Genomic DNA, 13,140 nt, shown 5'->3' on the forward strand with positions numbered 1-13,140 from the left:
CTCATGAACCCACCGTCGAGGTGAAGTCCAAGGTGATTGCCGTCGTGGCGCCCTGCAGGGTATTGGCCGCGGTTACTGGCAGCGAGTACTGCACGCACAGGGTTTCGCTGCTGCCGGCGGCCAAGGGCCTGGCGGCCGAGGCACTGCCGAACTGGGATCCAGCGTTCTTCGACAGCAGCGTGGTTCCGCCCGAGCAAGTAACGCTGGAGCCGGTGCCGCTGACCGTGGCGCCTGTTTTTACAACGATATTGAGTGCCGCCCCCAGCGCAGCGTTGCCCGATTCGGTGATTCTTCCGCCGAAAACATAGGGCGCCGAGATGGAACCGGTGTTCTTCACTGTCACGACGGATGCCGATGTCGAGCCCGGAAACAGGTTATTGCCGCTGATGGGCATCTGGTAGCTGGCCGAGGTTGCGCTGGTCGCAGTAGCTCCAACTCCCAGGGCAACGGTGGCCGTGCTGACGTTCGAGGTAGCTGTCGCTTGTCCGGTCCATGAGGCCAGCGTCGAGACGGTGCCGAATCCTACGAGGATGCCCAAGGACAGAATTGCCTTGATGCGCATTGAACGGTCGCTCATTCTTCCACTCCGTCCGTTTCAAGTTCCTTTTGTTTCCTGCGTTGCGCAGCAAGCAACGATAATCCCCCGATGCCCGCGATGCCTGCCGCCGCAAGCAGCGCCGCACCGCGGAACCCGGTATCTCCGAGCCCATCATGCCGCTCGGGAGGATCCGATTGGGGCAGCTCTTCCCTCGGCGCATCACTGTCGGGCGAATCCCCTTCGTCAGGCGGCCGCGAAGAATCCGGAGCTTGCCCATCTCCGCCTGCTAATTCGACGGCGTCGATGCGCACCTGCAACGAAGGCACCTGCTGGTCCTCCGACTCATTTTTCGCCGACCAGGGCAGTCCGACCCTCAGTCCGAATTCCGCGGCTTTGTCAGGTTCCAACCGGACTACCGAGGCTCCGGCTGTTTCGAAATAGATCCGGGTTGACGCAGCGGGCTCGATCGTCCGGATGCGGACTTCGATATCCGACTCCCGGTCATTGCGAATCCACAAGGATCCTGTGGATTCAACGCCAGGCGCCAAGACCGGACCTCCTCCAAATACCTGCGGTGGGGCATCGGAATAGACCCGGCCGTCCAAGCTGTAGCTTAGGCCCTGGTCAGTTTCCGCGGCTGATGCGGGCAGTGCCAGGCCGAGCGCTGCGCAGGGAATCACGGCCGTCATGGCCGCGCTGGCTGCAAGAAAACGGAGCTTCATCGCTGCCCTTTCCCCTGCCGTTCACGCCATGCCCCGCCGAACATCACCAGCGAATACACGATCAATCCGCTCGCTGCGATCCAGGTCAGCCACGTTCTCTGCTGGAGTGACAGAGCGCTGTTCACGTATCCCAGGAGCGGGACGGAATACCAGAGCTCGCCCCGGATCTGTTCGGGTTGCACCGGCTCGTCATCGGTATTGTTTGCATCCCCGCGGAAAATGAATTGTTCTTCCCCGCCCAGGCTCGCGCCGATAGCGGAAACACGGTGCGTAACGACTTCAGGCTCACCTGATTCCAGCTGGTAGGTGGCAACCTCGCCAATGCGAAGGTGCTCCGGGTCAATCGGCTTCACCACCACCAAAGTACCGGGCGGCAAATGCGGCCGCATGGATCCGGTGAGCACGGTATACGCCGTCGCCCCGCCCAATTTCGGAACCACGATCATGACGGCAATCAGGGCAAGGACGATGAACAGCACGAGCCAGGAAAGCACCTGCCCGCACCACCACCGGATCCCTGTGCGTTCCTGCTGTTCCCTGCGCCGGACGCGATTCCCAATTGTCATCGTTGCTGCCCCGCGAACCCCAGCTTGAGCGCCACTTTCCCGCCGGAAGCCGTTTGAGGTGCCCCGGAGGGAACCGAAACACGAATGCACAAGGCCTCATTCGCCATCGCCGGCGCGGCGCGCAGCACCCTGGCAGCTGCGAAGGAGGCGGTGGATCCCAGCGGCCCGGCGTACAGCCGTTCCCCGGCCAACGGCTGGTCGGCTTCGCAGGCCGCTTGGTCCATGCCGGAATAGATGCTCAGTTGCAAAGCGCTGGACAGGGCACGATCAGCGGCAGTCGGCGAAGCGGTCGCATTGACCGCCCCATCCAGCTGATAGGTCAAGTCCACAGTGCCAGCATTGGTGATCAACAGTGGTGCTTGCGTAAACGCCCCGGGGATCAGCTCGCTGCCGGACAGCTTCGCGAACTGGTGCTCGGTTTCGCCACCGGCCAGCAATGCCAGCGAACCGGTTTTCAAGGCTGGAGGATCCACCGTGCTTTCGGCGCGCCAAGTTGCGGCCGTGCCTTGCGCGCTGATACCCAGCAGCAAGAGCACAACCGCGACTATGGCGAACTTCAAGGGTTTGGGCATGCACCAGCCAATCCACGTTCCATGACTAAGCGCGGACTTGGTCCAAGGTCAGCGTCAGCGCTTCAAGATCCAGCGGCTGGTCGTAGGTCGACGGCGGGGTGTCCCCTACCGCTCCTTCGGCAAAGGTGACGGTGATCAGGAATGGAACTGAATAGGTGCCCGGATCGGCAAAGCTCAGTGTGCCGTCAGCTTCCTCCGTAATCCCCGGCGCCGATGCGTCGACCTGCAGAGCGACGGTCACGTATCCTTCCAACGCTCCCAGCGCCGTAGCCGCCTGGTCGACGCTCAGGGATCCAGCAATGTTCTTGCCTTCGGCATCGATGGTGGCGGTCTGGCTGAACGCAACGACGTCGCCGGGAACGAGCTGCTGGGTTGCCGGGTCGAACGGCTCGGGCGCTTCCGGATTGCTGATGTCCTGCCAGTTGCCCTCCCCGTTGGTCGTCAAGTTCAGGTGGCCGGTTTCCACGGTGCCCGCGTCAATAGTCTGCTGCGCCTGCCAGCGCGCGATCGTTCCAGCGCCGCCGAGCAACAGCGCTCCGGCTGCAACAGCAGCAATGGTTGCCTTGGTTACTTTCTTCATGAATTACGCATCCTCAAAGTTTCGGTGCCCCCAGTGACACACACTTTAAGTAAAGCTTGTTTAGTAGGTTTTACAACCCCCGGACGTCACATGACGATGCCGCCGGCTTGCACCGCTAAAGGAAACAAGACAACCGCCGTGAAAACGTATTCTCATGGCGTCGAAGGTTTTGGCTAACCAGTAGCTGATCAGTACCTTTGCATGGTGCTTCCAACTCTCGAAACGATCCGGCGCCGGATGGCGAAAGATGGACGGCAAAGGCCATCCACCTGTCCATAAAAGTCTAGCTAGTTAGCGAATCAATCCGCCTTTTGGATAATGCGTGAAACGCCCGGGATCAGCTTTCCCGATCTGGCGCCGACGCAAACAGATTCAGGCCCATGGCACGCGAAAGCTGCCCGATGGCCAGCTGCGCGCGCACCGAGTTCCCGGCCATGTCCAAGGGCGGCGAGAACGCGCCAATGGCGCCCTTGCCCGGAGCTACCGCGACAATGCCGCCAGAAACCCCGGACTTAGCCGGAATCCCGATCTCGAACAGCCACTCGCCAGAACGCTCGTACAAGCCGTTGGAGGCCACGGTCGCCAGGGTATCGCGGCAAACGTCTGCATCGACGACGCGCTTTCCGGTCACCGGGTTCACTCCGCCATCGGCCAGCGTCGCGCCCATGACGGCAAGATCATGCGCGCTGATATTCAGCGAGCACTGCTTGGTGTACACATCAACAGCATCCGCAGGTTCGTTCTCCAGCCGCCCATAGCTCTTGAGCAAATGCCCCAAGGCCTTGTTGCGCTCGTTGGCCAGCGATTCTGAGTGGTAGACCTCGTCATCCAGGCTCAGCGCCCGGCCGGCAAAGGCGGATAGCCCTTCCCGGACGTTCTCCCACTTCTTGGCAGCGGTCTTGCCGGGCATCATTGCTGTCGTGGCGATGGCGCCGGCATTGACCATGGGGTTCATCGGCAAGCCGTTGTTCAATTCGACGGCCATCACAGAGTTGAAGGACATGCCCGTATTGTTCACGCCGATGCGTTCGCGAACGACCTCGCGCCCATGCTTCTGCACCACCAGCGCATAGACGAACATCTTGGAGATCGACTGGATCGAGAACAGGTGATCGCAATCGCCAACCATGTGGACAGAGCCGCCGACGTGGGACATGGCGATGCCAAAGAGATTGGGGTCCGCTTGGCCCAAGATCGGAATGTAGTGGGCAAGGAGCCCGTCATCTGCATCCGCGTATCGCTCATGGGCTTCCTTGAGCAGGGAATCGATGCGATCATGTTCCAGCTCACCGGTAGAAACTTGCTGAACGACGTCGTCGAAATCGGTGGGAATAGTTTCGTTATTCCCTTCCGAAGGATAGGTCATTTTCACCTGCCTTTTAGTCCTGGGTCCGTTGATTCATGCTGCTTGATTTGACCTTATCAACAGCATTGCCGCTTAGCACCTTGGATACAGCCATCAACAGGCAGGAAGCATTGGGCCAGTTCTCCCGGCGCCCGCTCCAATCATGTGTCCACTTGGTGCTCAATGCATGAATCGCATGTGTTTTCCCCTACATTGTGGAGCAACTTACAGCGCAATGCACCCGATCTGACTTAGCATTTTGTGTATGGCTAAGGGTATTACTTTTCATACGCGCAAGTGGGTTCGCCCAGAAGACTTGAACGCAAACGGCACGCTGTTCGGCGGCAGCCTGTTGCGCTGGATCGACGAAGAAGCTGCGATCTACTCGATCATCCAGCTGGGCAACAAGCACGTTGTCACCAAGTTCATGTCCGAGATCAACTTCATCGCCTCCGCAAAGGAAGGCGACCTGATCGAGATGGGCCTGACCGCTATCGACTTCGGCCGGACTTCGGTCACCCTGCGCGCAGAGGTGCGCAACATCTTCACCCAGGAATCGATCCTGACCATCGAGAAGATCGTCTTCGTGAACATCGGCGAAGATGGCAAGCCGGCACCGCACGGCTACGACCACATCACCTACACCCGCGATCGCATCCCGCTGGAAATCACCAAGGCACTGATCTAGTCCCCGTTTGAATGCCCGAAGCCCTCAAGAATTCAAGGGTTTGATTCAAGGCTCCGCTCGGCCGCGCTTAACTGCGTGCTCTAGCGGGGCCTTGTTTCATTTCAAGGTTAATCCCGCATAGCTCTTGCGCTCGGTTCATGCGTCCAGCAAAGTTGTTTTTGCACTGAGGAATTCCCCCGACGCAGAAGCGAGAAACCCATGGGCCAGATGATTTTCGTCAACCTACCGACCGCCGATCTAGCCAGAGCCGACAAGTTCTACGAGGCCATGGGCTTCACCAAGAACACGACGTTCTCCGATGAAAATGCCACCTCATGGATCATCGCCGAGAACATTCTCGTAATGGTCCTGCGCCAGGAGTTCTTCGCAAGCTTCCTGGTCAACGGCGATAAGCCGGCGCTCGGAAGCGGCCTGCGCGAAACCCTCAATGCCCTCTCGGCAGAAACCCGCGAAGGCGTCGACGACTTCGTTGCGCGGGCCGAGGCCGGTGGCGGCAGCGTCTACCGCCCGGCAGATGAGCCATTCCCGGGCATGTACCAGGCAGCCGTTCAGGACCCGGATGGCCACGTCTGGGAAATCGCGTGGATGAGTCCAGAAGCAATGGAAAACCCAGGCAGCTAGGCTGCTAGCCGACCTCGGAATTCCGTAGGTGCCGCAGCTCTTCTGCTTTGCGGCGCTTGCGGAACTGCTTCTTCATCCCCTTGGCCGGATGCATCGGCTCCGGCCAGCGGGGACGCAACTGGTCCCCAAGGGTAATGCCGCGCATGCGCCGCCCGAACATCGGCAGCACCCACTGCCTCAGCCATTCCACGTCGCGCTGCGTGGCCTGCCAGAATCCGACCCGGTCCGCGGCGCCAAAGGGATCGAAAACCAGCTGGTGCGGATACCCGAGGATCTCCAGGATCCTGATGGCCATGTAGCGATGGCCGGCACGATTCATGTGCAGCTTGTCGATATCCCACATGCGCTTATCCCGGTAGGCCTCCCAATTCCAGTAGTCAACGAGCACTACTGAGTCCGGATAGCGTTCAGCGAGCCGGCGCACGTGGTCATTGAAGCGCCAGTTGCGCCGCTTGAACGGGGCGAGCACCGGGTGCACGGGGATATCGAACCCGGTGAACAGCAGGACCTTGGCACCCGTGGAAACAAGGGCTTCGACGGCTTGCGAGTATCGGGCAAGGAATTCCTTCATGTCCTTGCGGAATTCCAGGATGTCGTTGCCGCCGGCATAAAAGGTGATCACCTCCGGCCTGAGTTCCAGGGCTACGGGGATCTGCTCGTCGATAATCGACTGGAGCCGTCGGCTGCGGATTCCCAGGTTCACGTACTGCCACTCGGGATCCGCTTTGGATAGCTGCTTGGCCACGCGATCGGCCCATCCGCGTACCCCGTTGGGCAGCCTCGGTTCCCAGTCCCCCACGCCTTCGGTAAAGGAATCCCCGATCGCCATAAACAGCCGTCCCATGATTGGCTAATCTACAAGGAACAGTTGACTAAGCAATGACGGGAAAACGAACCCCACCACACTTTTAGATGACAACGGCGTGCAGTCGGTCTATTGGCAGAAGCTCATCGTGCCGCAGACAAGCTCTTCATCACCGATAGACCCGGAACCATAACGAAATCCTCGGATACAAGCCGAGCAATATCGTCTGCAATGCCAGAGGTGCCCTTCCCCATGTTCGGTCCGGCTAGTTCGGGAAGCTCGCGCACCACGCTGACGGCAGCAGATTCAATGGCCATTGCGGCCCGCTCTTCTCCTAGATGCGCGAGCATCATCGCACCAGACAGGATCGCACCGACAGGATTGGCCCAGCCCTTTCCGGCAATGTCGGGAGCCGAGCCGTGGATGGCTTCGAACATGCTAGGTGAGTTTCCATCCAGATTGAGATTCGCGCTTGCTGCGACGCCCAGGCCGCCCTGGATGACAGCTCCAAGGTCCGTGATGATATCTCCGAAGAGATTATCGGTAACTACTACATCGAATCTTTCCGGGGCAACAGGGAGATGGAAACACATGGCATCGACATGAACGTAGTCGACTTCAACTTCGGGATAGCGCCCAGAAACGTGGTCCACGACTTCCTGCCAAAGCTTCCCAGCTTCGATAAGTATGTTCTTCTTATGGCACAAGGTAAGTTTCTTACGCCGGCTCATAGCCAGCTTGAAGGAATACTCCACTACTCGCGAGATCCCCTGCCGGGTGTTGACCGATTCCTGGAGCGCCACAGTGTGAGGTGTATTTGCGTGGACTGTCGAACCTTGGCCAATGTAGGCACCTTCGGTATTCTCACGGACGATCACCAGATCGCAACGTTCCGGTGTCAGCCCGGCAATGGGGGTGGCGACGCCCGGGTAGAGCTTGACCGGGCGCAGGTTCACCGCCTGCTCGAATTCCTGGCGCATCGCTAGGATAAATCCGCGCTCAAGTATGCCTGGCTGCACTGCTGGATCCCCCATCGCGCCGAAGAGTATGGCATCATGGCCCCGCAGCTTTCGAGTCAACTGCGGGTTCCATAGCTCGCCGGTCTGCAGATAATGCTTAGCACCTGCGTCATAAGTAGTCATATCCAGCGCGAAGCCGAATTTCTTCTCAGCTGCAGCCAAAACGTCAAGTGTTCCGCCCATGACTTCCGGGCCGATCCCGTCTCCGGGGATGACGGCAACGCTGTAGGTTTTCATTGGATAGGCCTTTCACTAGCGGCTAGGTGGTTTTGAAGTTCGTTGAAGTATTCGCGTACTCGGCGTTGTGCAGCCTTACCGTCTGATTCGGCTAAACACTCCAGGATGCCTACCTGGAGGTTCCGCAGTTTTCCGGTATTCGTCGGGAACCACGCGGTAGCTGGCAAATGCACTTCCTCGGTTATCCGCACAAGGGTCGAGAATCCTTGAAGATAGCGATTGCCCGATGATCCCAGCAGCAATAGGTGCACCTTGGAAGCATTATGTGGCGTGGCGGTTCCCGAGTTGCGCAACGCTTGAAGCATGTCGGCGAGCAAGGGCCTCGATATCTTATCGACTGCCATGCCGCAGGCTGCCGATTCCAATAGTTCGCGGAATTTCAGTGCTTCACGCAGATTCGTTATGTCCATCTTCGTAACCGTGGCTCGCCCGTAGGAATCGAGCTGAACCACGCCTTCATGCTCTAGCAAGGCAAAGGCTTCACGCAAGGGTGTCCGACTGACGCCAAGCTCTTCGGAGAGCCGCTGCTGCGCCAAGACTTGTCCTGGCGCATACCGTCCCAAGAAGACTCGCTCACTGATGACGCCAGCAGTTTCCCGAGCCAGCGAAACGTTGCTCCTCCAGTCAAAAGCCACCGCCACCGCCTGTACTCGCACATCCGAATTTCTCGGTATCCCGAAGTGGAATTGTGAGCATTACTGTTCCCGGAGTTTCGCTTAATGTCAATGAATTCAACGTTTTAGAAGTGTGAAAGGGTCATTTTCCTCAAACCCGTTGACTGCGAGCTAGATCACTGATTAGCTTTGGTCATCTACTGGTCAGACCAGTAGGACTTCCATGGCGCCAATTCGAAAGTAGGAACGATGACTTCTCACTCAGATGCTTACCCTGCGGGATTGCCCATCGGCGATCGGTGGGTGCACTGCGCGGAAACAGTCCCCGTTATTTTCCCCTTCGATGGTTCAGTAGTTGCGCACGCGCCTGTAGGCTCTGCGGCACTAGCCAGCCAGGCATTGGACGCCGCCCAAGGCGTCGCCAAGGAAGTCGAGAGGCTGAGCACCGGCACCAAGCGGTCAATCCTCTTGGCGGTCCATCACAAGATTTCCGAGCACCGCGAAGAGCTCGAGAATCTCCTGGTCCTCGAAACCGGCAAACCCCTGGTGGACTGCCGGGTAGAAGTTGCGCGCACCCTGACCACATGGGCCGCGGCAGCCGAAGAAGTTGCGAACCTGCGCGGCGAAACAGTACCCCTGGATCTGCAGGCCAGCGGCGATGGCATGATCGGGTACTGGACCCGTAAACCGGCAGGACTCGTGATCGGCATCGCCGGTTTCAATTACCCTTTGCTCTTGGCCAGCCATAAGCTTGCGCCAGCGCTGGCGGCTGGGTGCCCGATCATCATCAAGCCAGCACCGAATACTCCTCTGTCCACGTTGTGGGCTGTGCACTTGATCCGCGAAGCCCTCGCCGCCCATCAGGTCAGCACCGCAGCGGTGCAGCTGGTTACCGGCGGCATTGACGTTGGCGAGACATTGGTCGCAGACCCTCGCTCAGCGGTGGTTTCCTTCACCGGGTCCGCGGCCGTCGGCCACCAGATCGCCAAGAATGCGGCACCACGCAAGGCAGTGCTGGAGCTGGGGTCTAACACCGGTTTCATTGTCGCCGAGGACGCCGACATCCATGCAGCAGTCGATGCCGTGCTACGCGGGGGGTTCTATGCCAACGGGCAAGCCTGCATCTCTGTTCAGCGCGTTCTGCTCGATGAGAAAATCGCTGGCGACTTCCAGCGGGAGCTGCTGGCGCGCATCGGCGAAATAGCGGTTGGCGACCCCCGCTCGGAACAGACCCGGGTGGCTCCGCTGATCAATAAGGCATCCACCGGACGCGTGCTGTCATGGATCGAGAAGGCAAAAGAACGCGGAGCACAGGTGCTGACCGGCGGAGGCTTGCTAGGAGAATCCATCCAGCCCACGATTCTGAGCGGCGTCCCGTCCGATGCAGAACTATGGTGCGAGGAAATATTCGGTCCTGTCATCTGCTTGCGCACGGTGCCTGACCTCGATGCAGCTTTTGAGCTGGTGAACGATTCACGGTACGGACTGCAGGCAGCCATTTACAGCAAGTCGCTGAAGACGGCCTTCCGCGCCATCGATGAACTGGAAGTTGGCGGTGTCGTAGTGAATGAAATCCCGGGATTCCGGTCAGACATCATGCCCTATGGAGGAGTCAAGGACTCCGGGATCGGCCGTGAAGGCCCCCGCTTCGCAATGGAAGAATTCACTGTCACCCGGATGGCCATCATCCGCCCGTAGCCCGAGGCAACATAAACGAAGGACAACACAATGGATTACACGCAGCTCTTCCAATTTGCCGGCCAGCGCGTCATGGTCATCGGTGCAGGCAGCGGCATTGGCCGTGAAGCGGCTCTGGCCCTCGACGCCCACGGCGCCCACGTGATTTGCGCCGACCGCGATGCCGAAACCGCGCAGGAGACCGCCGACATGCTCAGCAGCGGTTCCACGGTTATCGAGCTCGACGTTCTGGATATTCAATCTGTTCAGGCCGCTTCCAATGAATTCAATGACATCGCTGCCCTGGTGTTCACCGCTGCCACGAATGTCCGAAAGCGCATCGTCGACTACACGATGGAAGAATTCGACCGCGTGGTGAATTTGAACCTGAGGGCTTCATTCGGACTGATCCAGGCCTTCGCACCTCGGCTGGCAGCCAATGGCGGCGGATCCATCATTGGCATCTCGTCCATTCGCGCATCAGTTGTCGAGCCCGGGCAAAGTGTCTATGCGGCCACCAAGGCTGCACTGGTCCAGCTGGCCCGTACCGCGGCCGCCGAATTCGGCCCGCAGGGTGTCAGGGTCAATGTTGTTGCCCCAGGGGTTGTTGAAACCCCTCTGACCGCACAGATCAAGGCCAACCCCGGCTGGTACAACGCCTACGCCCAGAAGAGCGCCTTGGGCCGCTGGGCCAGGCCAGAGGAAATGGCTGGAGCCATTGTCTATCTTGCATCGCCGGCATCGAGCTTCGTGACTGGTTCGGTGCTCACCGTCGATGGCGGTTGGACCGCCATCGATGGTCGTTTCACCCCACCGAACTAGGCGGTGCTGCCAAGGATTCTTCAGACAGACCACCACGAAAGCGACTTAAGATGTCACAGACACCAGAGGTGCCAGCTGCAACTAAGACGCGCGCATTTGAAGCCATCGTCAGTTCCATTGAAAGCCAGGTACTTAGCGGCGAACTGAAAATCGGGGATCATCTGCCCGGAGAGCGCGAACTTGTAACCCAGTTTGAGGTGAGTCGTTCATCGGTGCGTGAAGCGATGCGGGTCTTGGAAAGCAACGGGATAGTTGCCTCTAGGCCGGGTGATCCGCGCGGAGCGGTTGTCCTCTCTCCCACGTCAGCGCCTTTGCGCAAAATGATAAGCCGTTTGGCCACGACCTCTTCGTCGAGCCTCGCGGATCTGCTCATTTATCGCATGACCATGGAATCTTCGGCCAATTCGCTGGCCGCAACGCGACGTTCCGATGCGGACTTATTGAAGCTCGAGAAGGCGATGGCGCGGATGCGGGCGGCGCGTTCGCAGAGCCAAAGCGCTTTCAGCCAGGCAGACCTCGATTTCCATGACGTGATCGCGCAGGCCAGCGGCCATGCACTGCTGCAGATTACCGGCGAAGCAGTCCGCCAGTCCATCGAGCAGCTCATCACGTCCAGCATTGAACAAAGTTCCGATGACGAGGCTTTGATGCAACGCACCCTCGACCATCATCACGAGGTCTTCATGGCCATCCAGAAGCAAGATGCGCATCTGGCTGAGCATCTTGCCCGCAGCAGCCTGTTCGAATACTACGGTCATCTGGTACCTGCCGATGACCGGACAGCTCTTGCCGCGCTGGCGTCCTTCGGACAGGCCACGCAAACCAGCTGATTTCCCGATACTGCAGATCAGAACAACAAGCAGGGCACAGCAACTGCGGTGGTTGCTGTGCCCTGCTTGTACGGGATTTTCAGTCCAAGTTCGACCACTGCGGTTTGGCGCTATCTGGCCGAGCTGCCTCATACCAGCTGGCTGCGCGAAGCACATCGTCATCGGTTCCAACTGCTCCGGCCAGCTGCACGCCAATGGGCTTGCCCTCGGACGTGAAACCGCAATTGACGGTAGCCGCTGGCTGACCGGACATGTTGTACGGGACGGTGAAGGCAATATGGCCCATGGTGGCGTCAGGATCCACCACTGGCATCGGTTGTTCCGCAGGAAAAGCAGCCATCGGGGAGACCGGAGAGATGATGAGGTCATACCCGGCGGTAGCCGCGATGGTCACCTTCTGCATCTGGTCGATCGCACCGAAATTCCTGATCGTGTCGGCGCCATCGAACTTGGCTCCTCCTTCGCACCAGCGCACGATGTAATCCAGGACCTTCGCCTGCTCGCTTTCGCTCAGTTCACGGAAATCGGCCCAGGACCGGGTACGCCAAAAGCGGTCAAGCTGGTCAAGCATGCCTTGGTCGATGAAGGGCGGCAACTCTTCCACCCTGGCACCGTCCTGCGCAAAAGTGTCCGCTACCGACTGCACCGCCGATCGGATTTCGGGGTCGACAGCGACCCCAGCGTTAGCTTCAAGCTGCAACCCGATTCTCATCCCGCGGACGCTGCCAAGCTTTGACTGCCATTGCATGGCCGGATAGGCCCGTGCCGAATAGTCACGGATATCTGGTTGTCCGAGCACTGACATGAAAAGGGCAATGTCATCCACGGTACGTCCCATGGGGCCGGCCGCCCGGCCAATGTACGGGACATCCAGGGGAATCAATCCTGCACTGGGTTTCAGTGTTGCCAACCCCTGCCAGCCGCCGGGCAGGCGAATGGATCCACCGATGTCGGTGCCGACATGCAGTGGCCCGTATCCAGCAGCAGCCGCCGATCCCGCACCCGCACTGGAGCCACCGGTGGTCCATCCAGGGTTCCAAGCGCTACGCGATATTCCGTGAAGGCTGGAAACACCCGAAGAGAGCATGCCCCAGTCCGGCATCGTAGTCGAGCCAGCCAGGATGCCGCCGGCTTCAAGAATTCGATCGGTGATCGGCGCGTTCTGCGTGGGCACCTTGGGGTTGGATAGGGCCGTTCCCGAAGGCATCGGGATGCCCTTGCGTGCTATGTTCTCCTTGACCGTTGCCGGCACCCCGTCTAGTGGACCGAGCGGTGTTCTGCTGGCCCAGCGTTGCTCGCTTTCGCGGGCCTGGCTCAGCACGTCTTCCGGATCGAACTGGTACATCGCGTTGAGTACCGGTTCACGTTCCTGAACCCGTTTGATGACCGACTCTGCTACATCCACCGGCGAGATGTCCTTCGCAGCATAGGACGCGTGAAGTTCCTGCGCGGACAGCTGGTGCAGTGCGGTGGTGTGTTCAGAAAGCTGGGACATGATGGCCTC

The 13,140-nt window shown here is 59.4% G+C and carries 15 protein-coding genes; 5 read left to right on the top strand and 10 right to left on the bottom strand.

Annotated elements, in window-relative coordinates:
- Position 1: 1 nt before the first annotated feature.
- The 6 genes from ACIOTL_RS01275 to glsA all read right to left on the bottom strand — a co-directional run bounded on the left by ACIOTL_RS01275 (position 2) and on the right by glsA (position 4,344).
- Positions 2-577 carry a hypothetical protein gene (locus ACIOTL_RS01275; RefSeq protein ID WP_332489202.1) on the bottom strand — a complete coding sequence of 192 codons (576 nt, stop codon included), beginning with the start codon at positions 575-577 and terminating at the stop codon, positions 2-4.
- Complete coding sequence (locus ACIOTL_RS01280; RefSeq protein ID WP_400341343.1) at positions 574-1,260, bottom strand: hypothetical protein; 687 nt, start codon at positions 1,258-1,260, stop codon at positions 574-576. The genes ACIOTL_RS01275 and ACIOTL_RS01280 overlap by 4 nt, the downstream gene beginning before the upstream one ends.
- The gene (locus ACIOTL_RS01285) at positions 1,257-1,826 is read right to left on the bottom strand and encodes a signal peptidase I (RefSeq protein WP_400341344.1); all 570 of its coding nucleotides are present in this window, start codon (positions 1,824-1,826) and stop codon (positions 1,257-1,259) included. Before ACIOTL_RS01285 ends, ACIOTL_RS01280 begins: the two co-directional genes overlap by 4 nt.
- Positions 1,823-2,398: a hypothetical protein gene (locus ACIOTL_RS01290; RefSeq protein ID WP_400341346.1), complete on the bottom strand. Its 576-nt coding sequence runs from the start codon at positions 2,396-2,398 to the stop codon at positions 1,823-1,825. Before ACIOTL_RS01290 ends, ACIOTL_RS01285 begins: the two co-directional genes overlap by 4 nt.
- A 25-nt stretch (positions 2,399-2,423) precedes the next feature.
- The gene (locus ACIOTL_RS01295; protein WP_105656142.1) at positions 2,424-2,978 is read right to left on the bottom strand and encodes an alternate-type signal peptide domain-containing protein; all 555 of its coding nucleotides are present in this window, start codon (positions 2,976-2,978) and stop codon (positions 2,424-2,426) included.
- Positions 2,979-3,315: 337 nt separating this feature from the next.
- Positions 3,316-4,344, bottom strand: coding sequence for a glutaminase A (gene glsA, locus ACIOTL_RS01300; RefSeq protein WP_400341349.1), 1,029 nt, complete (start codon positions 4,342-4,344; stop codon positions 3,316-3,318).
- Between the two features lie 244 nt (positions 4,345-4,588).
- Between glsA and ACIOTL_RS01305 the strand changes: the two genes are divergently transcribed.
- Positions 4,589-5,011 carry an acyl-CoA thioesterase gene (locus tag ACIOTL_RS01305; protein WP_105656140.1) on the top strand — a complete coding sequence of 141 codons (423 nt, stop codon included), beginning with the start codon at positions 4,589-4,591 and terminating at the stop codon, positions 5,009-5,011.
- Between the two features lie 198 nt (positions 5,012-5,209).
- Positions 5,210-5,632 (top strand): VOC family protein, encoded by a 423-nt coding sequence (locus tag ACIOTL_RS01310; protein ID WP_332489207.1) that lies wholly within the window; start codon positions 5,210-5,212, stop codon positions 5,630-5,632.
- 4 nt (positions 5,633-5,636) lie between these two features.
- On the opposite strand, the gene ACIOTL_RS01315 is transcribed toward ACIOTL_RS01310, so the two are convergent.
- From ACIOTL_RS01315 to ACIOTL_RS01325, 3 genes are all read right to left on the bottom strand, one after another.
- On the bottom strand, positions 5,637-6,476 hold the full coding sequence (locus ACIOTL_RS01315; RefSeq protein WP_400341351.1) for an SGNH/GDSL hydrolase family protein: 840 nt from the start codon (positions 6,474-6,476) through the stop codon (positions 5,637-5,639).
- A gap of 104 nt (positions 6,477-6,580) precedes the next feature.
- Positions 6,581-7,693, bottom strand: a complete 1,113-nt coding sequence (locus ACIOTL_RS01320; RefSeq protein ID WP_400341354.1) for a 3-isopropylmalate dehydrogenase — start codon at positions 7,691-7,693, stop codon at positions 6,581-6,583.
- On the bottom strand, positions 7,690-8,349 hold the full coding sequence (locus tag ACIOTL_RS01325; RefSeq protein WP_400341356.1) for a GntR family transcriptional regulator: 660 nt from the start codon (positions 8,347-8,349) through the stop codon (positions 7,690-7,692). The genes ACIOTL_RS01320 and ACIOTL_RS01325 overlap by 4 nt, the downstream gene beginning before the upstream one ends.
- Before the next feature lie 207 nt (positions 8,350-8,556).
- Between ACIOTL_RS01325 and ACIOTL_RS01330 the strand changes: the two genes are divergently transcribed.
- The 3 genes from ACIOTL_RS01330 to ACIOTL_RS01340 are packed head-to-tail and all read left to right on the top strand — an operon-like array spanning position 8,557 to position 11,636.
- The gene (locus tag ACIOTL_RS01330; RefSeq protein ID WP_400341358.1) at positions 8,557-10,005 is read left to right on the top strand and encodes an aldehyde dehydrogenase family protein; all 1,449 of its coding nucleotides are present in this window, start codon (positions 8,557-8,559) and stop codon (positions 10,003-10,005) included.
- 30 nt (positions 10,006-10,035) lie between these two features.
- Positions 10,036-10,806: an SDR family NAD(P)-dependent oxidoreductase gene (locus ACIOTL_RS01335; RefSeq protein ID WP_400341360.1), complete on the top strand. Its 771-nt coding sequence runs from the start codon at positions 10,036-10,038 to the stop codon at positions 10,804-10,806.
- 50 nt (positions 10,807-10,856) lie between these two features.
- Complete coding sequence (locus tag ACIOTL_RS01340) at positions 10,857-11,636, top strand: FadR/GntR family transcriptional regulator (RefSeq protein ID WP_105656133.1); 780 nt, start codon at positions 10,857-10,859, stop codon at positions 11,634-11,636.
- Positions 11,637-11,715: 79 nt separating this feature from the next.
- Here ACIOTL_RS01340 and ACIOTL_RS01345 read toward each other — a convergent pair whose 3' ends face one another.
- Entirely contained in the window at positions 11,716-13,131 is a 1,416-nt protein-coding gene (locus ACIOTL_RS01345; RefSeq protein ID WP_400341363.1) for an amidase, read from the bottom strand.
- Between the last annotated feature and the right edge of the window lie 9 nt (positions 13,132-13,140).

The organism is Glutamicibacter sp. NPDC087673, assembly GCF_044743255.1.
In the GTDB taxonomy this organism is placed as follows: domain Bacteria; phylum Actinomycetota; class Actinomycetes; order Actinomycetales; family Micrococcaceae; genus Glutamicibacter.